The organism is Microvirga aerophila (assembly GCF_003332305.1).
Classification (GTDB): domain Bacteria; phylum Pseudomonadota; class Alphaproteobacteria; order Rhizobiales; family Beijerinckiaceae; genus Microvirga; species Microvirga aerophila.
In genome coordinates, this window is record NZ_QOIO01000007.1 from 50,999 (window position 1) to 69,226 (window position 18,228).

The 18,228-nt window shown below is 61.2% G+C and carries 22 protein-coding genes and 1 tRNA gene; 11 read left to right on the forward strand and 12 right to left on the reverse strand.

Translation table 11 applies throughout. The annotated features are described in order from the left end of the window. Positions 1-44: 44 nt before the first annotated feature. On the forward strand, positions 45-989 hold the full coding sequence (locus DRB19_RS05275; RefSeq protein WP_114184994.1) for a homocysteine S-methyltransferase family protein: 945 nt from the start codon (positions 45-47) through the stop codon (positions 987-989). A 12-nt stretch (positions 990-1,001) separates the two neighbouring features. On the opposite strand, the gene DRB19_RS05280 is transcribed toward DRB19_RS05275, so the two are convergent. Together DRB19_RS05280 and DRB19_RS05285 are read right to left on the reverse strand one after the other, a co-directional pair. Continuing rightward, entirely contained in the window at positions 1,002-1,397 is a 396-nt protein-coding gene (locus tag DRB19_RS05280; protein ID WP_114184995.1) for a DUF1622 domain-containing protein, read from the reverse strand. 151 nt (positions 1,398-1,548) lie between these two features. Then, positions 1,549-2,301 carry a L,D-transpeptidase gene (locus DRB19_RS05285; protein ID WP_114185075.1) on the reverse strand — a complete coding sequence of 251 codons (753 nt, stop codon included), beginning with the start codon at positions 2,299-2,301 and terminating at the stop codon, positions 1,549-1,551. Between the two features lie 245 nt (positions 2,302-2,546). Between DRB19_RS05285 and DRB19_RS05290 the strand changes: the two genes are divergently transcribed. Further along, a complete protein-coding gene (locus DRB19_RS05290) occupies positions 2,547-3,122 on the forward strand; it encodes a tyrosine phosphatase family protein (protein WP_114184996.1) in 576 nt (191 codons plus the stop codon). Between the two features lie 4 nt (positions 3,123-3,126). Here the strand turns inward: DRB19_RS05290 and cueR are convergent, their stop codons facing one another. From cueR to DRB19_RS31460, 3 genes are all read right to left on the reverse strand, one after another. Further along, positions 3,127-3,582: a Cu(I)-responsive transcriptional regulator gene (gene cueR / locus DRB19_RS05295; RefSeq protein WP_114184997.1), complete on the reverse strand. Its 456-nt coding sequence runs from the start codon at positions 3,580-3,582 to the stop codon at positions 3,127-3,129. Further along, a complete protein-coding gene (locus tag DRB19_RS05300; RefSeq protein ID WP_114184998.1) occupies positions 3,579-6,110 on the reverse strand; it encodes a heavy metal translocating P-type ATPase in 2,532 nt (843 codons plus the stop codon). The genes cueR and DRB19_RS05300 overlap by 4 nt, the downstream gene beginning before the upstream one ends. A gap of 176 nt (positions 6,111-6,286) precedes the next feature. Beyond that, positions 6,287-6,415 carry a hypothetical protein gene (locus DRB19_RS31460; RefSeq protein WP_276330600.1) on the reverse strand — a complete coding sequence of 43 codons (129 nt, stop codon included), beginning with the start codon at positions 6,413-6,415 and terminating at the stop codon, positions 6,287-6,289. 316 nt (positions 6,416-6,731) lie between these two features. Here DRB19_RS31460 and DRB19_RS05305 point away from each other — a divergent pair, with 316 nt between their 5' ends. The 4 genes from DRB19_RS05305 to DRB19_RS05315 all read left to right on the forward strand — a co-directional run bounded on the left by DRB19_RS05305 (position 6,732) and on the right by DRB19_RS05315 (position 9,197). Continuing rightward, a complete protein-coding gene (locus DRB19_RS05305) occupies positions 6,732-7,544 on the forward strand; it encodes an endonuclease/exonuclease/phosphatase family protein (RefSeq protein ID WP_174799959.1) in 813 nt (270 codons plus the stop codon). A gap of 87 nt (positions 7,545-7,631) precedes the next feature. Continuing rightward, positions 7,632-7,976, forward strand: coding sequence for a glutathione S-transferase N-terminal domain-containing protein (locus tag DRB19_RS31035; RefSeq protein ID WP_245439286.1), 345 nt, complete (start codon positions 7,632-7,634; stop codon positions 7,974-7,976). Continuing rightward, entirely contained in the window at positions 7,937-8,287 is a 351-nt protein-coding gene (locus DRB19_RS31040; protein WP_245439287.1) for a glutathione binding-like protein, read from the forward strand. Before DRB19_RS31035 ends, DRB19_RS31040 begins: the two co-directional genes overlap by 40 nt. Before the next feature lie 112 nt (positions 8,288-8,399). Beyond that, a complete protein-coding gene (locus tag DRB19_RS05315; protein ID WP_114184999.1) occupies positions 8,400-9,197 on the forward strand; it encodes a glycosyltransferase family 2 protein in 798 nt (265 codons plus the stop codon). Positions 9,198-9,446: 249 nt separating this feature from the next. Here the strand turns inward: DRB19_RS05315 and DRB19_RS05320 are convergent, their stop codons facing one another. Next, positions 9,447-9,800: a RidA family protein gene (locus tag DRB19_RS05320; protein ID WP_114185000.1), complete on the reverse strand. Its 354-nt coding sequence runs from the start codon at positions 9,798-9,800 to the stop codon at positions 9,447-9,449. A 199-nt stretch (positions 9,801-9,999) separates the two neighbouring features. On the opposite strand from DRB19_RS05320, the gene DRB19_RS05325 reads away from it, so the two are divergent. From DRB19_RS05325 to DRB19_RS05335, 3 genes are all read left to right on the forward strand, one after another. Then, positions 10,000-10,090: transfer RNA gene (locus DRB19_RS05325), tRNA-Ser, on the forward strand. Positions 10,091-10,568: 478 nt separating this feature from the next. Continuing rightward, positions 10,569-11,213: a Crp/Fnr family transcriptional regulator gene (locus DRB19_RS05330; RefSeq protein ID WP_114185001.1), complete on the forward strand. Its 645-nt coding sequence runs from the start codon at positions 10,569-10,571 to the stop codon at positions 11,211-11,213. After that, complete coding sequence (locus DRB19_RS05335; RefSeq protein ID WP_114185002.1) at positions 11,210-11,455, forward strand: hypothetical protein; 246 nt, start codon at positions 11,210-11,212, stop codon at positions 11,453-11,455. The genes DRB19_RS05330 and DRB19_RS05335 overlap by 4 nt, the downstream gene beginning before the upstream one ends. Positions 11,456-11,623: 168 nt before the next feature. On the opposite strand, the gene DRB19_RS05340 is transcribed toward DRB19_RS05335, so the two are convergent. Beyond that, positions 11,624-11,935 (reverse strand): hypothetical protein, encoded by a 312-nt coding sequence (locus DRB19_RS05340; protein WP_114185003.1) that lies wholly within the window; start codon positions 11,933-11,935, stop codon positions 11,624-11,626. A gap of 153 nt (positions 11,936-12,088) precedes the next feature. After that, positions 12,089-12,364, reverse strand: a complete 276-nt coding sequence (locus DRB19_RS05345) for a GNAT family N-acetyltransferase (RefSeq protein WP_114185004.1) — start codon at positions 12,362-12,364, stop codon at positions 12,089-12,091. Between the two features lie 135 nt (positions 12,365-12,499). Here DRB19_RS05345 and gph point away from each other — a divergent pair, with 135 nt between their 5' ends. Further along, positions 12,500-13,189 (forward strand): phosphoglycolate phosphatase, encoded by a 690-nt coding sequence (gene gph / locus DRB19_RS05350; protein WP_114185005.1) that lies wholly within the window; start codon positions 12,500-12,502, stop codon positions 13,187-13,189. A gap of 84 nt (positions 13,190-13,273) precedes the next feature. Here the strand turns inward: gph and DRB19_RS05355 are convergent, their stop codons facing one another. The 4 genes from DRB19_RS05355 to DRB19_RS05370 form a co-directional block, all read right to left on the reverse strand. Then, the gene (locus DRB19_RS05355; RefSeq protein ID WP_114185006.1) at positions 13,274-14,347 is read right to left on the reverse strand and encodes an amidohydrolase family protein; all 1,074 of its coding nucleotides are present in this window, start codon (positions 14,345-14,347) and stop codon (positions 13,274-13,276) included. A 73-nt stretch (positions 14,348-14,420) separates the two neighbouring features. After that, on the reverse strand, positions 14,421-15,221 hold the full coding sequence (locus DRB19_RS05360; protein WP_114185007.1) for an ABC transporter permease: 801 nt from the start codon (positions 15,219-15,221) through the stop codon (positions 14,421-14,423). An 18-nt stretch (positions 15,222-15,239) separates the two neighbouring features. Beyond that, a complete protein-coding gene (locus DRB19_RS05365; protein WP_114185008.1) occupies positions 15,240-16,052 on the reverse strand; it encodes an ABC transporter ATP-binding protein in 813 nt (270 codons plus the stop codon). Between the two features lie 16 nt (positions 16,053-16,068). Beyond that, a complete protein-coding gene (locus tag DRB19_RS05370) occupies positions 16,069-17,109 on the reverse strand; it encodes an ABC transporter substrate-binding protein (protein WP_162815594.1) in 1,041 nt (346 codons plus the stop codon). 367 nt (positions 17,110-17,476) lie between these two features. Here DRB19_RS05370 and DRB19_RS05375 point away from each other — a divergent pair, with 367 nt between their 5' ends. Continuing rightward, positions 17,477-18,184, forward strand: coding sequence for a TetR/AcrR family transcriptional regulator (locus tag DRB19_RS05375; protein ID WP_114185010.1), 708 nt, complete (start codon positions 17,477-17,479; stop codon positions 18,182-18,184). Positions 18,185-18,228 lie beyond the last annotated feature (44 nt).

Consider the following 18,228-nt stretch of genomic DNA (forward strand, 5'->3'; position numbering starts at 1 on the left):
GAGAGCAGGCGATGGGGCGTTTCCTTGCAACCGGAGGCGCTCGCATGACTGATGGTCGAACGGCTTTCCCATCATCCGACGGAACGGTGTTCCTGACGGATGGCGGTCTCGAAACAACCCTGCGGTTCCTAAGAGGGATCGATCTTCCGTGTTTCGCCGCATTCCCGCTTCTGCTCAACGATGATGGCAGGCGGGAACTCGCAAGCTATTTCGAGCCGTATATCCGGACAGCCCAGGAACGGAAGGTGGGCTTCATCCTGGACACGCCTACATGGCGCGCCAACCCCGACTGGGGCGCAAAACTCGGTTATTCGACGCAAGCGATTGCGGACATCAACCGACAGGCAGTCGCGTGGGCCAAAGCGCTTCGTGACGAGAATGCCGAAGGCGAGGCGCCCATCGTGATCAACGGGGCCATCGGGCCGCGCGGCGATGGCTACCGCCCGGGCGATCTTATGACCGCCGAACAGGCGCAGGACTATCATTCGATTCAGGTCAACGCGTTTCGCGACGCACGCGTCGACATGGTGACGGCGGTTACCATGAACTATGCGGAGGAGGCGATAGGTGTCGCCAACGCGGCGCAGGCCGCGGGCATTCCGGTGGTGATCTCGTTCACGGTCGAAACGGATGGTCGGCTCGCGTCCGGCGAGACGCTTCAATCTGCCATCGAGCGCACGGACCATGCGACCGGGAGCGCGCCTGTCTACTACATGATCAACTGCGCGCACCCGACCCATTTCGAGAGCGTCCTATCGGGCAATGACGCGTGGATCCAGCGCCTCGGCGGCGTGAGGGCGAATGCATCGACCAAGAGCCATGCGGAGTTGGACGAGGCGACGGAGCTCGATCCAGGCGATCCCGTTGATCTGGGGCGGCGATACCGCGGCTTGCGGGAGCGGATCGGCACCCTGTCCGTGCTCGGCGGCTGCTGCGGGACCGATCACCGGCACATCGCGGCCATCTGCGACGCGTGCCTGCCTGCGTGATCGGGACTGCTTTTATGCTCCGTCGGCTCGCGGCGGAGAGGCTGGATAGGCAGGTTCGCCCTTATGCCTGTCCCAGGGCCAGCGTCCCTCGATTTCCACCTCAAGCGAGAAGCTCAGGAAAGTTCGGATCAGAACGATGCCGCCCAGAACGGCAAGGCTTTCAAGAGTCTGATCGATGGCAACCGTGTTGATGATGTCCGCAGCCACGAGGAACTCGAGACCAAGAAGGATGGCTCTTCCAAGATTGGATCGGAAAAGGATGAAGGCATCGTCCCACGATGCTCCCCGCAACACCTGCCACAAGGCCGCGACGGTGGCGCCGACCGTGCCGAGAACGATGATCGCAATGCCGCCGATCTCGACGGATCGGATTGTCAATCTCAGCGCCGGGAGCAGCCATTCGTCCATGAGCAATCCTTCCCATACAGGATCAACTAGGGCGGTGGGATACAACCCACTATAGGCACGGGTACAAGGCGGCGGCAGGGAAAACGAGGGCAAGGCGTCATCCCAGACGCCGAAGGCGCTCCGGGATGACGCGGATCAAGGAGTTGCGCCGCTACCGCCAAATCACCCGTGGGAGTTCAGCGACCTCCTCTTCGGGCTCATTGAAGAAGCGGCGGTTTCCGTTCAGCACGACCACCGGAGATCCGACCGGAACGCGGTTGTACAGGTCGATCACGTCTTGGTTGAACATGCGGATGCAGCCACTCGACACGGCTTGTCCGATGGACCACGGCTCGGTGGTGCCGTGGATGCGGTACATGGTGTCCCGGCCCCCATCGTAGAGATAGAGCGCGCGCGCACCCAAGGGGTTCCTGAGTCCGCCTTCCATGCCGCCCGCCCAGGGGCGATTGCGCTCCGGCTCGCGTCTGATCATATCGGCGGTGGGGGTCCAGCGCGGCCACTCGGCCTTGCGTCCAACCCGGGCGCGGCCGCTCCAGGCCAGGCCTTCATTGCCGACGCCAATGCCATAGCGCATGGCGCGCCCGTTCTCGCGCACCAGGTAGAGAAAGCGCGCATCCGTATCGACCACGATCGTGCCGGGCTCCTCGCGGCCTTGATAGGCGACCTCGCGACGGAGGAACTGCGGATCGACCTCGGAAATGTCCGTGGCCGGAAGGGCGTATCGCTCATCGGGACGCGGTCCATACATGGCTGCATAGGTCGGATCGATTCGCGGCCTGAGGTTTTGCTCAGGGGCCTGCGAGGTCGAGACGCACGCGGCCAACGCGAAAGGAAGCAGGATCGCACCCAGTCGGAACAGCTTTTGCAGACGGGAACGGTTCAAGGCCGGGTCGGAAGCAGACATCAGTTGGGACTCGCGGTTTCTGGTTTTTGAAGGCTTCGCCATCGATGGGAGTTGAGGAAAGTCAGAAAGCTCAGCCGTGGCCGGATAGTGGATCATCAATGGCTGAAATGTGGCAAGGTTCCGGCGGTGCCTTGCCGGTCACAGTTTTGTTATGGCCGAATTCAGGCGTAGCTCGTTACTGACGTGCCCTTGATAATGTGAAACAAGGCTCGCTCAACCTGCCCGCATAGAAAAGTCGGTCCCTTATGAAATCCTCCATCTCTCTTTTGACCATCTGCGGAATCTCGGAGCTGCCTGATCAAGGTGCGCGATCCGTCACCCATGTGCTGTCGATCCTGGATCCCGACCATCCCGACCCGGAGGCCTTCCAGGCCTACGATCCCCACCACCGGACGGTCCTTCGCTTCCATGACATCATCGAGCCCCTTCCGGGGATGATCCTGCCGGAGCCGGAGCATGTACGGGCCGTGCTGCAATTCGGCGAGGACGTGGCGCAGAACCCATCCTCGAAGGCCGAGGGGCATCTGCTGGTTCATTGTCATATGGGTGTCTCGCGTTCGACCGCCGCAATGGCCACTCTGATGCTGCAATCGGAGCCGGAGGAGAGCGAGGACCGGATCATGGAGCGTCTGGCCGAGATCCGGCCTCAGGCATGGCCGAATTCCCTCATGATCGGGTTCGCGGACGATCTTCTGTCGCGCAACGGCCGTCTGGTGGATGCCCTGCGGCGGCATTACGCCAGGCAGGTCCAGCGCGACCCCAAGATGGCTCGGTTGATGCGGGAGCTCGGCCGCGGGCGGGAAGTGGAGATGGCGGTCTAAGCGCTCACGGGCGAAGGCGCTCCTTCGCAAGTCCGAATTTGGGAGCAGCTCGCGACGAGGCATGGCGCGTCTCGCCGCTGGCCAGCTCCTCGATGATCGGGCAATCGGGCCTGCCGTCGCCATGACAGTTGTTCGCCAGATGCTTGAGGGTTCCGGCCATCTCCTGAAGCTCTGCGATCTTGCGCTCCAGCACATCCACATGGGCGAGCGCCATGCGCTTTACGTCCATGCTGGCGCGCTCGCGATCTCGCCAGAGGGAGACGAGATCGGCGATCTGCTCCACCGAGAACCCGAGATCCCGCGCGCGGCGGATGAAGCGAAGCGTGTGGACATCGTTGTCTGAATAGACCCGGTACCCGGCTTCCGTCCGCACGGTTTTCGGGATCAGACCGATGGACTCGTAGTACCGGATCATCTTGGCTGAAACGCCAGACGCCTCGGCTGCCTGACCGATATTCATGCCGTTTTCTCCGTGAGTTGGTGCCTGGGATCAGGTTCAGCCTTTGCCCCGATGGGAGCCTCGAACCGTCGCAACCGGAGCGCATTGCCAACGACGAACACGCTGGACAACGCCATGGCGCCGGCCGCCAGGATGGGCGACAGCAACATGCCGTTGACGGGATAAAGGACGCCAGCCGCCACTGGAATCAGCAGCGCGTTGTAGGCGAAGGCCCAGAACAGGTTTTGCCTGATATTGCGGATAGTCGCCTTTGACAGCGCGATCGCGTTGACGACGCCCCGGAGATCGCCGGACATAAGCACCACGTCGGCGCTTTCGATGGCGATATCCGTCCCGGTGCCGATGGCAATGCCGATATCGGCTGCCGCGAGCGCCGGCGCATCGTTGATGCCATCACCCACGAAGGCGATCTTTCCCTGCCGGTCACGCAGGCCCTCGACGGCAGCCACCTTGCCGTCGGGCAGCACCTCCGCCTCGACCTGATCGATCCCGACCTGTCGGGCGATGGCCTCCGCCGTCCGGCGGTTGTCGCCGGTGATCATCGCCACCTTCAGGCCAAGCGCATGAAGAGCCGCGATGGCTTCCGGCGTCGATGGCTTGACCGGATCGGCGACTGCGATGACCGCCGCCAGCCGCCCGTCGATCGCCACGTAGAGAGTGCTCTTGCCCTCCTGGCCGAGGCGCGCCGCCACCGGATCGAAGTCCGACACACTCAGCCCGAGCTTCCCCATGAAGCGATCAGCCCCGACATCGACCTTCTTGCCCTCGACCATGGCCGAAACGCCGAACCCGGGTATGGCCTCGAATTGGTCGGCAGAGGCGGGATGCTGGCCCTGCCGCTTGGCCGCTTCGACGATGGCTTCGGCGATCGGATGCTCGGAGCGACTTTCGACGGAGGCCACGAGGCGCAGGACTTCCGTCTTGGAGAAACCCTCCGCCGTGACGAAATCCGTGAGATCGGGCCGCCCCATGGTCAGCGTGCCGGTCTTGTCGAGAGCAACGACGCCCACTTCCTTCAGGCTTTGCAGAGCCTCGCCCTGGCGAAACAGCACGCCGAGTTCCGCCGCCCGGCCCGTGCCGACCATGATCGAGGTCGGGGTGGCCAGTCCCATGGCGCAGGGGCAGGCGATGATGAGCGCCGCGACCGCATTGACGATGGCGAAGCTCAAGGCTGGCTCCGGGCCGAAGACCAGCCAGACCAGGAAGGTGAGGGCGGCCGCCGCCATGACGGCAGGAACGAACCATGACGTGACCTTGTCCACGAGCGCCTGGATCGGCAGCTTCGACCCTTGGGCCTGCTCGACCATGCGGACGATGCTGGCCAGGACCGTGTCGGCCCCGATGCGCGTGGCCCGGAACGTGAAACTGCCGGTCTTGTTGATGGTCCCGCCCACAACTTGGGCTCCTTCGGCCTTAAGGACCGGAACCGGCTCGCCCGTGATCATGGCTTCGTCCACGAAGGAGGATCCTTCGATCACCTCGCCGTCGACCGGCACTTTTTCACCGGGACGGACCTGAACGAAATCCCGGACGCGGACCTCCTCCAGCGGGACTTCGAGGCTCTCGCCATCGCGGATCACCCGCGCGGTCTTGGCCTGAAGGCCGAGGAGGTGCTTGATCGCCTCGGATGTGCGCCCTTTGGCCTTGGCCTCCAAATACCGCCCCAGCAGGATCAGCGTCACGATAACGGCGGCGGCCTCGTAATAGACGTTGGCCGTGCCCTGCGGGAGCAGGCCCGGCGCTAAGGTTGCCGCTACCGAGTAGCCATAGGCGGCGCCCGTGCCCATCACTACGAGAGAATCCATGTCAGGCGCCCGGCGGATCAGGGACGGGACGCCCTTCCTGAAAAAGCGAAGCCCCGGCCCGAAGAGGACGATCGTCGTGAGGGCGAATTGCAGGTACCAGCTCTCTTGGTGGCCCAGGGTGGCCTGCACCCAGTCATGGATTGCCGGGACGAAGTGGGAGCCCATTTCGAGCGCGAAGACGGGAAGCGTCAGGACAAGTGCGATCAGCAGGGAGCGCCAGAGACTTGAAGTCTCCGCCTCTCGCGCTGCTTGCTGACGATCCGCGTGATCGTCTCCCTGGCGGATCTCCTGGGCTTCGTACCCGGTCGTCTCGACGGCTGCGATCAGCCGGCGCACCGTGTCATGCCCGCCGAGGAAGCGCGCGGAGGCCCGTCCCGTGGCAAGGTTGACGCTGGCTTCGAGAACGCCTGGAACCCGCTTCAAGGCCTTTTCCACCCGCCCCACGCAGGAGGCGCAGGTCATGCCTTCGACGGCCAAATCGACTCTGTCGCTTTGGGGTTCGTAGCCGGCGCGACGGATGGCTTCGTCGACCGCTTCGGGGGCTGCACCGGGTTGCGCAAGAGCCACCGTTGCGCGCCCGGTCGCCAGATTGACGTTGGCGGAAGCGACGCCCTCGACGGACCGAATGGCTTTTTCCACTCGGGCGACGCAGGAGGCGCAGCTCATGCCCTCGATTGGAATGTCGAAGGCCGGTTCCGCATCGGGGCGCTTGTATTCAGCCATGACGAATCTCCTGATTCAACATACTGGCCGATGGTGTGATCCTTCCAATGATGGGAAGGTCAAGTCCTGAATACAAGCATTGGGACGCTGGCTCCCGCTGCCTTCATGGATGGCGGGACAGGGGATGCTCAGGCTGCGGTCGAACGGGAACGATGGGGATCGCTGGAGCGTGTAGTTCAGAGAACGACGAGTGAGACGTTTGCCACAAGCACGATCACGCCTAGGCCGAATTCCAGTCCGACCCAATCCAGGACGCGGGCGATGGTGTCCTCACCAGGACGTTTATAAGGAGCGTAATCAGTCATGTTGTTACGACTTGTGTTCGACTCAGGTACCAAGCTTAAGCATTTCCCTATTAAGGTAAATAAGTCGTTAGCCAAACAGTAATTTAGTCTTAGGTACTATATAACGTACAACAGGCAGACGAAGTCAATTCGAATTCCGTTCGGGATATGACGTAACGTTTTGGGGTAACGACCTGAGAGCGCGGGTGCCGGAACCTTGACCAATCCTGTGTCATTGATCCGGCATGTTCTCACCATGTCCGGGCACGAGGTTCTGACTTGTGCCGCTCGGACTGGCCGCATAACTGTAATCCGTTTCTCAAGCCGGTAATGACCTTTGAAGAACATCGATAAGCAGGGGCGGATCGTTCGAATCCTGACCTACAACGTGCACCGCTGGCTTGGGACGGACAGAAAGGTCTCGCCCGCCCGCATTGCCGATGTCATTGCGTCCTGCGAGCCTGATATCGTTGCATTGCAGGAGGTAAGGGCCGGACGCATCCATGCCGGAGCGTCGGACCAAGCCGTCATGGTGGCGTCCAAGCTTGGCATGGACCTGCATTTTCAGCCGACGATCCGCATGCTTGGCGAACAGTACGGGATCGCCATTCTGTCGCGTCATCCGTCCAATATCGTGAAGTCGGGGCGTCTGCCGACCCTTTCGACGCGACCGGCCTTTGAAAAGCGCTGCGCCTTGTGGGTTTCGGTCGATGTGGACGGGCATCGGGTTCAGGTGGTCAACGCTCACCTGTCCCTCCGTTCCGGCGAGCGTCGCACCCAGGCGGCCGCCCTGTTGGGACCGGACTGGATCGGTCACCCGGACTGCGCTGACCCGGCCGTGCTTCTCGGGGACTTCAACGCGCCGCCCTATTCGAGATCGTATCGCCTTCTGTCCGATCAGATGCGGGACGCGCAGGTGTCGAACCCTGCCGGGGAGCCCCAGTCGACTTTTCATACCCGAGCGCCGGTCCTTCGGCTCGACCATGTCTTCGTAACGAAGTCGGTTGAGGTGGTCGCCGCGGCGCCGGTCCGTAACACGCTCACCCGCGTCGCGTCGGACCACTTCCCCCTGTTGGCGGAACTACGCGTCCACAACACGACCGGCCTTGCCGCCTCCGAGGTGCTAACCCTCGAGGAGGAGCTGCTGTAACTCTTTTGCATTGATGCAAAGGCTCGATTTTCCCTGCACAAAAGCGAGCGTTGCCGCGTAATAATAATTATATTACGTTACGACAAATTGCAAAAGCTGGGGCGGCTACACAGGGGACAGGACACCTCCATAAAGCTTTACTATACCCCTGGGGCCGGCTCCCTCGCGTCGCGGATCGTCGCCTGCGAGGCCGGTCTTCAGATCGATTACGACAAGGTCGATCTGAAGAATCAGACTACTGCGTCAGGGTGCTCCTTCAGCAAGATCAATCCGAAAGGGGGCGTTCCGGCGCTGAGCCTCAACAATGGCGAAGTCCTGACCGAAGCGTCGGTGGTGGTGCAGTTCCTGGCTGACCAAGCGCCCCATGCCCAATTGATCCTTTGGCGGGCTCCATGGACAGGTACCGGGTCCAGGAATGGCTCAATTTCATAAGCACCAAGCTTCACGGCAGTTTCATGCCGCTGTGGAGGCCCGCCAGCTCCGCGGCCGAGAGGCAGTCGAGCATCGATAACCTGTATCGGTTGTTCGGTTATCTGGATGGGCATTTGGCGGACCGACCCTACCTCCTGGGCAAGCAGTTCACAGTTGCGGATGCCTATGGATTCACCGTCCTGAACTGGACGCATTTCCACCGGATCAGCCTCGCCAAACACCCCTGGCTTCTCGCCTACATGAAGCGCGTCGCCGCCCGGCCCGGCGTGAAGGAGGCAATGGGGGCGGAGGGCGTCAAAGCCCTGTGCTGAACGACCTTCGGGCGCGTGAACGGGCTGAGAGCCTGCCTCTTGGCGCGAAGCCGCAGCCCTTGCCACCAGCAGTCTGGACGGCTAGGGAGCCGTGGCGCGGCGCCCTGATCACATGCTTCCACTTTCTGTCTTCATCATCGCCAAGAACGAGGCCGACCGGATAGGGGAGACCATCCGCGCGGTCCGCGACCTGACCGACGATCTCATCGTGATCGATTCGGGCTCGACGGATGGGACGCAGGCGATTGCCGAGGAACTCGGAGCTCGCGTCATCTTCAACGAATGGCCCGGCTATGGTCCGCAGAAACGATTCGGAGAGGATCAGTGCCGCCATCCGTGGCTGCTCAACGTCGATGCGGACGAAGTCGTGCCCCCGAAGCTGGCGGTCGAAATCAGGGCCCTTTTCGCCGGGGGAGAGCCGCAGCGCCAGGCTTACCAGATAGGCATCGCGGAGATCTTTCCCGGAGAGGCGGCGCCTCATCCCTTGGCTTATACCCTTTGGCCGGTGCGGCTTTATCGCAAGGATCATGGCCGGTACTCGCCGTCTCTGGTCCATGATCGGGTCGATCTGCAACCAGGCACAAGGATCGGCAAGCTGAAGGCGGTCATTCACCACCGCTCCGTGCGCTCCCTTGGGGATCAGCTTGCCAAGCTCAACCGTTATTCCGATCAGCAGGCGGTGGATCTCGAAATCAGGCGCGTGTCCATTCCGACTTGGCGGGTGTTCTTCGAACTCCCTGCTGCGTTCATCAAGGCCTATATTGGGCGACGTCACGCCCTGCGAGGAACCTACGGCTTTCTTACGGCGATGAACTACGCGATCTCAAGACACCTGCGGCTCGCCAAGCACTATGAGAAAAAGCGCCTGAACGCTCTGAAAAACGGCGCGAGTCGGAAAGATCGAAGCTGAGCCACGCAAAGAGCCCGAAGCAGAGGCCGCCGAGCGTTAGGATAATCGACAGGAGGAGCCGCTCGACGGGACCGGCTGGCCATCCGGCGACATAATTTTCTCGAATCCGCTCCAGAGGACGTCCGGTCTTCGAAGCTGGGCGACGCTGACGAAAGTCTTGGTCCTGCATTCGGCTCTCCGTGAGAGTTTCTCAGGAAGCCAGACTAGGGCAACGCTTCGCAGCAGCGGCGTGCCGGGGCGCACAGCCCGTCAACAGGCGGCAATGACCTGGATTTCCAGGCGATACTTCGGGTCGGCGAGCTTCGCTTCCACGCAGACACGCGCCGGAGCTTGGCCGGGAACCACCCAGGCGTCCCAGACAGCATTCATCTCGCCGTATGCGGCCATATCGGCCAGCCATATAGTGGCGTGCAGGAGCCGGGACCTGTCGCTGCCAATCTCTCGAAGCGACTGATCGATCTGGTCGAGAATGTCTCTCGTCTGCTCGGAAACGCCCAGGTCCAGGCTCGTCTCGGGGACGTAACCGGAGAAATATGCGGTCTCACCAAGGATCACCAGATCGCTGTACCGGGCTGCAATGCCTATCCGATTGATTCCAGTCACGACGTAGGCCTCTCAAGCTAATGCGGAAGCAGACTGCTTAGCACATCGGCGCTCATGGTAACCGAGGTCGCGCCTATAGGCTCGGGCGGATATCGCCCAAATCCCGCTGATCTAACTACATTCTCCCGAGGCTTTGTTTCTGCCCAAGACCGAAACGGGATTGACCGTGAAACACTGACAGCCTAATTACTCCGCCACCGGAGACGTGGCCGAGCGGCTGAAGGCACTCGTTTGCTAAATGAGCATACCCCAAAAGGGTATCGAGGGTTCGAATCCCTCCGTCTCCGCCATTCAATTTCTCTACCGATATCAGTAGCTTAGCTTGGCGCCCGTCAGGCGTTTTTGTAGCTGCATCGCGGTAACGGCTCTGTAGCAGGGAGCTGTGGACATCACTTCTCGCTCAGCGACGTCCTGCAGCATAACGGGGCGGTACCCGGTTCATGCAGCGTCTTCTGCGAAAATGGTGCTTCGCGGCTTTGCCGGCAGGCGCAAAAACACCAGCAGCCTCATATGGATCGGCTGCCTATGTTTGCTCATGCGCCTGACATAGGTTAATTACAGATGTTTGTTCCAGTACTATAAGTATTTTATCGTCAGACATTAATCTTGGGCTCTGACAGCTGAGAGATGCGAGTGCTCCCGCCTAAATAAAGCGGGAGGGCTGCCGTAGCCAGAACTTCACATCCAGAAGAAAATCCACTCATCCGGAAGCTGGAGAGCATCTTCCCCCTCACAGATGACGAGCGGCAGGCGTTGAGAAACTTGCCAATGCAGATTGCAGTCATCAAGGAGGGGCAGGACGTCGTACGCGAGGGTGATCGTCCCTCTCGGTCCTGCCTGCTTTTGAGCGGCTTTGCCTGCGTGTACAAGGTTACCGGAGACGGCAAGCGCCAGATCGTGGGCTTCAGCATCCCAGGCGACATTCCCGACCTGCAGAGCCTGCACTTGAAGGTTCTGGACAACAGCGTCAGCACCCTCACCCCATGCCAAGTAGGGTTCATCACCCACGACGCGCTGCGCGACATCTGCGAGCGCTATCCCCGGATCACCGTCGCCTTCTGGCGCGAGACTCTCGTCGACGCCGCGATCTTTCGCGAGTGGGTGACGAATGTTGGACGCCGCGACGCCTATAGTCGAATAGCCCATGTCCTGTGCGAGATGCTGGTGCGCCTGAAGGCGATTGGCCTGGCCGAGGATCACGCTTGTGACCTGCCGATCACCCAGGTCGAGTTCGCCGATGCGGTCGGGGTCTCGACGGTTCACGTCAACCGGGTGCTTCAGGATATGCGGGCCGATGGCCTGATCGAGACGAAGGGCACGCAGGTGAGCGTTCCAGACCGGGAGAGGCTGAAGCATGTAGGTGATTTCGACCCGAGCTACCTTCACCTGGAACAAGATCAGGCCGCGGCATGACGCTCACCTTCCAGCCCGTGCGTGTTGTGACCGGCAGCGATGAAGAGGGCCTGCTGGTATTCGATGGGGAGCTGCGGCTTGCGGCGGTGCTGACTTACCTGAGCGAGCAGTACGACGGCATATCCGGCCATTGGTACCTGGAGGCCGGGTTTGGGCGTCTGGACAGGCCGGGCCACCCGACCTTCGCTGATCTGGAAGAAGCCCAGAGGTGGATCAATCAGCATTTGGCAAAGGAAGTCTAAGGGCCTTTCTGCCTAAAGGCGCCTCTTCCCGTCCCATAACCGCCTTCTGCGGAATCCTTAGAATTCGGCGCACCTCTTTGGAGACTCCATCCGCCGCGGTGATATTGCTGCTCGACGTAGATCCATGAGGACAGCAACCTTCCTCCGGGAACGTCTCAGCAGAAGGTCTCAGCGGGAAGCGGACATGCCGGCGGCTTCCGGGACCGGGCTCTTGGTGAGGGTCATCTTGTTCTCGGTGCGGTCGCACGAGACGGTCACGAAGCCGTCGGACGCATTGATCCGCACGGTCTGCAGATCGTCGCTGCTGACGAGAATGACGGGTTCCTCGTCCACTTCCTGCGATGCTTCGGCGATGATGGCCAGGCATTCGGTATAAGGCATCAGAGCCACCCGCGTGTTCGCCGTCTCAGCACGCGCGCCGGCGCTGGCCACGAGGACGCTCGAAACAACCATCAGCAGAATCGCGGATAGAGAACGCATCGACCTTTCCTCCTGGCAGCCAGACATCAACACAACCCGGCTCCTATGGCTGTGTTATGCCGCACATGAAGCAAACGTGCCGTTAGCGAAAGCCGTTCCTGCCGATGATGTCGCAGGACTATATGCACGTCGTTCGGCGACGGCCCCGGTCTCTCAGTCTACGAGGAGGGCGGCGTATTCCGGATGCCGGCTCGCATAGGCGGCCATGAAGGGACAGCGCGCATCCACCTTGCTGCCACGGTTGCGAAGGGTTTCGAAAACCCCCTCGGCCAGTTTCGAGCCAATCCCTTGTCCTGACAGCTCCTTGGGAACTTCCGTATGAGTCAATGCCACCTGGTCGCCGTCGACCCGGTAGTAGGCCACGGCGGTCTCGCCACCTAACGGGAGCTCGAAGCGCTGCGCTGCAGGATTGTCAACGACGTCGCTCATTGCGCGGTCTCCTCTCCAGTCACCGGCATAAAGTGGGGCTATCGGCTCTTCGGGCGCAAGAGGCGTCATGGCGTGCTCCAGCGTTTCGTCCAGCGCCAAGGTGACCCAGCCGCGCAAAAGCCCTAGATAAAATCCATGACATGCCCGGAAGCCATAATCTTCGATCTGGACGGAACCTTGGTGGACAGCGCGCGCGACCTGCAGGACGCAACGAACGTCGTCCTGGCCGAAGAGGGGCTGAGATCGGTTGGGCTCGATGAGATCAAGTCCATGGTCGGCGATGGAGTCGCCAAGCTCGTCGAGCGCGCGGTTGCCGCAGCGGGCGGCGATCCTGGGCGCCTCCCTGTCCTGCTTCCCCGTTTCCTTGCAGTCTATGAGGCCAACGCCTCCCGCCATACCGTCACATATGCAGGTGTGCCGGAGACGCTGGCGGGGTTAAGGCGTTTGGGTCTCAAGCTGGCGCTTGTGACGAACAAGCCCTTCACGGCCACGGTTGAAATTCTCGGCGCGCTCAGCCTCAGGTCCTTTTTCGAGGTCGTCATCGGAGGAGATGCCCTGGCCGAGCGTAAGCCCCATCCGGCCCCTGTTCTGCTTGCCCTGAAGCAGCTTGGCGTCGAGCCGGAGGCAGCGATCATGATCGGCGACAATTATCATGACGTGCAGGCGGCGCGCGAGGCCGGGGTTCGGGCCTTTGCGGTCACCTACGGCTATAGCCACAGGCCTCATGCGGAACTGGGTGCCGAACGTCTCATGGACACTATGGCGGAGCTCGTGCCGCTCATCGAAGCCGAGTTCGCCTTGGAAGTGGCCAGACAGCAGGCCTGAGCTTGCGCGATGGTTGAGTAACCCTCAAAACGATAAGGGCGCCTCCTCGAGAGGCGCCCTTCTCATGAGTTCATGCAGTCGAAGCTAGACATTGAGGCCCAGCAGCCGCGCCGCGTTGCCACCGGCAATCTGGCTGAGAGTCGTTTCGTCCATGCCCTCAACCCCGGCGATGTGACCGACCGGGTTGTACTCGGCCATGTCGTAGGGATAGTCGGTGCCCATCAGGATGTGGTCCGGACCGAACAGGTCGATCAGATAGGCGAGTTGGTGGTACGAGAACACGACCGTGTCGAGATAGACCTGCCTGAGATAGGTGGTCGGCGGCAGGGGAATATCCGCATGAGCGTCTTGGCGCGCGCCCCACGCATGGTCGATGCGGCCTGAATAGGACGGCAGGTATCCGCCGCCATGGACTGCCATCAAGTTCAGCTCGGGGAAGCGCGCGAGCGTCCCGGAGAAGATGAGCTTGTGCAGGGCGAGCGTCGTCTCGAACGGGTTGCCGATGATGTTGTTGAAGTAGAAATCCGTCAGGCGCTGGCCCTGGGTGAAGCCGTTCGGATGCATCATGATGAAGGCCCCGAGCTCTTCCGCCCTGGCGTAGAACGGGCGGAACTTCGGGTCCGAGAGCTCCTGGCCATCGACGTTGGTGAGGATCTGCACACCTTTCAGGCCAAGTTCGCCCATGATGTAGTCAAGCTCACGCACCGCGAGCTCCGGCTCCTGGAGCGTCACCGTGCCGAGGCCGACGAACCGGTCGGGCTTGCGTGAGCAGAACTCGGCCACGCCCTCGTTCGTGAGGCGATGTCCTGTCTCGGCGATCTTGGGGTCGATGGAGTAGTAGCACTGGGGCGGAGCCGGTGCGATCACCTGAACGTCAATTCCCATGGCGTCGAGATCGAGCAGGCGCTTATCGATCTGCGTCATGACGTTGGTGCGGTCTTGATCCTGGAGCTTGTTGATCTCCCGGGTTTGCTCGTTGGCGAAATGCGCAAGCGGAATCCGGCTGAGATCCACGTGCGGCCCTGCATGGGCGGCAGCCTGCGGCACGAAAATATGGGCATGGATGTCGATGGTGGTCGTCGAGGGGCGGCGCGCCCGTCCGTCCGCCGTGTGAATGCGAGCGGCGGTTCGGCCGTAGCGGTTCTTACTTTCGATCATAATACTCGTAGGCTCCGTTCGATGAGGCGAGAAGAAGAGGCAGGGTTGATTCAGGCGGTTGCTCAGCTTCCGGTCACGACCGCTCGCGCCAGAAGATGAATTTGCGGTCCGCCCATTCGAGGAGGAAGAAGCCCGCCGCGCCGATCGTCGCCAGGATGACGATGACCGCGAAGGCGCGATCGATCCGAAGCTGGAAGTTGTAGAGATTGAGCAGATAGCCCAGGCCTTCCTGCGACCCGACGAACTCGCCCACGATCGCGCCGATGACCGCGAAGGTGAAAGCGGCCTGGACGCCCGCGAAGATGATCGGCAATGCGTGCAGGAACGAGACCTTCCAGAAGATCTGCAAGGGCGTGGCCTTCAGGGAGCGCATCAGCTTGCGGGCATCGGACGGGACGGATTCCAGCCCCACCATCGTGTTGATCAGAACCGGGAAGAACGCGATCACCACCGCCATGACGATCTTCGACGTCTGACCGAAGCCGAACCAGGCGATGAAGAGCGGCGCGAAGACGATCTTGGGGATCGCCTGGAAGCCGACCACGAAGGGATAGGCCAAGCGCTTGGCGGAAGGCCAGACCGCAAGGGCGATGCCGATCCCCAGCCCGAGCAGCGTGCCGATGATGAAACCGATGATGATCTCGTTGAACGTAACGGCCAGGTGGCCTGGGAAGAAGGGCTGCTGCATCAGCGTGAAGAGGGCGACAGCCACTTTCGAGAAGGGCGGAAGAATGATCGGATTGACCAATCCCGTCAGGGGAAGAACCTCCCACAGGGCTAGGATGGCGATGCCGATCCCGATGGCACCCAGACGGAAATACCAGTCCTGGCGGCGCTGCGTGGTGTTGTCGGTCCACTGGTCGACGTGTTTCATGACAGGCTCCGATCCAGACTAGATGTGACGCCCGAGAAGGTTGCGTACTTCGAAAATGAGGTCGGCGAAGGCAGGGTCCTTCATGGTTTCGATCTCGCGGGGCCGGGGCAGGGTCACGTCCACGACGCCAGAAACCTTGCCGGGCCGTGGCGTCATCACCACCACCTTGTCGGACAGGAAGACCGCCTCGGTGATGTTATGTGTGACGAAGATGCACGTGATGCCGGCGGATTGGGTGATGCGCATCAGCTCCAGGTTCATCGCCTCGCGAGTGAACTCGTCGAGCGCGCCGAAAGGTTCGTCCATAAGCAGGATTTCGGGCTCATAGGTGAGCACCCTTGCAAGCGCGACGCGCTGCTGCATGCCGCCGGACAATTGCTTCGGATAAGCCTTGATGAAGTCCTTCAGGCCGACGGCTTCGATGACCGAGCGGGCCTTGTCCCGCACCGCCTTTGGATCCATGCCGTAGACTTCCGCCGGCAGCAGGACGTTCCCCTCGACCGTACGCCACGGCAGCAGCACCGCGGTCTGGAACATGAAGCCCATTCGCCGCGACGGTGACGTGATGGCTTCGCCGTAAAGCTCCGCCGTTCCGGACGTTGGCGGAAGCAGACCGGCGATGATGTTGAGCAGCGTCGATTTTCCGCAGCCGCTCGGCCCTACGAAGGAGACGAAGTCGCCCTTGCTGACCGTGATGTTGACGTCGCGAAGTGCCGTGACCGGCCCCTCGGGGAGGCTGAAGATCTTGGAGATCGACCGAGTGTTGATCACGGACCGATCGGAGGCTCCGGCGACCGGAGCCTCCACCAGTTGGAGTTTTGGATTCGGCATCAGCTGAAAGTCTCGTTCACTTGACGGTGTTGCGGTCGAAGTTGTTCATGTCTTTCAGAAGCGAGGAATCCAGCGCCTTCGTGAGATCGACATCACGGGGGAGGGCGCCTTCCTCTTCTTTGCCGGCGCGCAGGAAGTCGTGGTAGTTCTTGAAGCCTTCCGTGTAGTGCGCGCCGATCGGCTGACTCTTCAGCGATTCCGGCGGGGTGGTCAGGGTTTGAATTGCCTGCCAGCCGTACTTGATGAAGTTCTCGTTTTCGAACTCCTCCGGGCCAAGCTTCTTCGCCATGGTGAGCGCGCGGTTCGGGTCGGCCTTCACGTAGGCAATCCCCTTGGCCAAGGCGCGGCCGAAGCGAATGAGTTGATCGCGCTTTTTGTTCAGAACGTCGGCCGTGGTCGCGATGCCGTTGGCTGGGTAGAGCTGCGCATCCGGCGGAAGGATGACGCGCATCTGATGGCCCGCAGCCTCGATCGCCGCCACGTCGAACAAGCTTGACGAATAGGCGTTCACCTGGCCGCTTTGAAGCGCCTGGACGGTCAGCGCAGATCCTTCGCCGACGGGCAGGATCTTCGTATCGTTCTCTCCCAGACCGGCTTTGCGCAGAACCGCGCGAACGAGAGGCACTTCACCACCGGAAAGCTCGGACACGCCCACGCTGCGGCCCTTGAGGTCCGCAATCGTTTTGACGGGGCCGTTCGCGGGCGTCACGAGGGTGAAGATGTTGGCGTATTCATAGGAGAAGATCCAGCGCAGGTCGTTGCCCTGGGCCACCGCATTCAGGAAGGCGCCTGGGCTCGGCAGGGCCGCATCGGCATTTCCGGCGATGAGCTGGCGTAGGGCGGCGCTCGATCCATTGGCGACCTCGAACCGAACGTCGAGGTTTTCCTGTTTGAAATAGCCGAGCTCTTGGGCGATGTAGAATGGATGATATTGTAGAACGCTCTTCACCGGAAGCATCAAGGTGAACTTGTCCTGGGCGTTCGCTGCCATAGCCGGCAGCGTAAGAGCAGCCGCCGCAGCCAGAACCTTCAAGGTCGATCTCAATCTATTGAACATGACGTTCCTCTCCGTTTGGGGCGATATTTTATTTTTGTTGGAGGCATTTCCGACGCCGTCTGGATCGTCGCTCTCGGCCTCGGTGACGCGCCGGTTCATTTCGCGACCGACTATCTGCACCGATCATTCACTTGATGGTTTGATTTATCAAGTGAAAAATAGCATAGTTATCAAACGATAATGAATTGCAGAGGGAACAGAGGCAAGCACCATTGGGCAGCAGCTTTATGTGCAAGCCATTTCGTTGCAGATGATATATCGTCTGCTTGAGGTTCGGAGCCTTGGCTGCTTGGCTTCCGAACCGGAGAAGATATACGGGGCTGGAACCAGGGTTTGTGTCGCCGGGCCCGTCACCTGATGGACTATCATGAAGAAGACCACGACGCTTCCGTCTGCGACCGATGAACCGAAACGCCGGCGGCTGTCGCCCGATGAACGGCGACGGGAATTCATTCGCAAGGCCGTAGAACTCTTTTCCGAGGAAGGTTTCGACGGAGGCACCCGCGAACTCGCCCGCAAGCTCGGCGTCACGCAGCCGCTCCTCTACCGGTATTTCCCGAGCAAGGAAGAGCTGATCAACGAGGTCTACCGCGCGGTTTACATCGACCGATGGGACCCGGGCTGGGACACGCTCCTGGGCGACCGTTCACTGCCGATCCGACCAAGGCTCGAGAAGTTCTACCGTCTTTATACGGATGCGATTTTCACCCGTGAGTGGATGCGGATCTACCTGTTCTCCGGCCTCAAGGGGCTTGAGCTCAATCGGTGGTACGTGGCGATGGTGCAGGACAGGATTCTCGTCCGCATCATCGAGGAATACCGCTTCGAGGCCGGGTTGCCGGCTCAGGAGAGGCCGGCGCCAGCCGAGCTGGAGTTGGCGTGGGTGCTCCATAGCGGCATCTTCTATTACGGCGTGCGAAAATACATCTACGAATCCCCTGTTCATGAGGACAAGGACCGGGTCATCGCGACGGCTCTCGATGTATTCCTTGAGGGTATTTCCCGGGTCTTCGGGACGAACGTGAAGGTTCGGGCCGCTTATGCCCGTCCAAGCGCAGGGGCGTTTTCCCGTTAGGCCGCCCGACTTGCGACGGCGAAGCACACCGCAAGGGGGTGTTC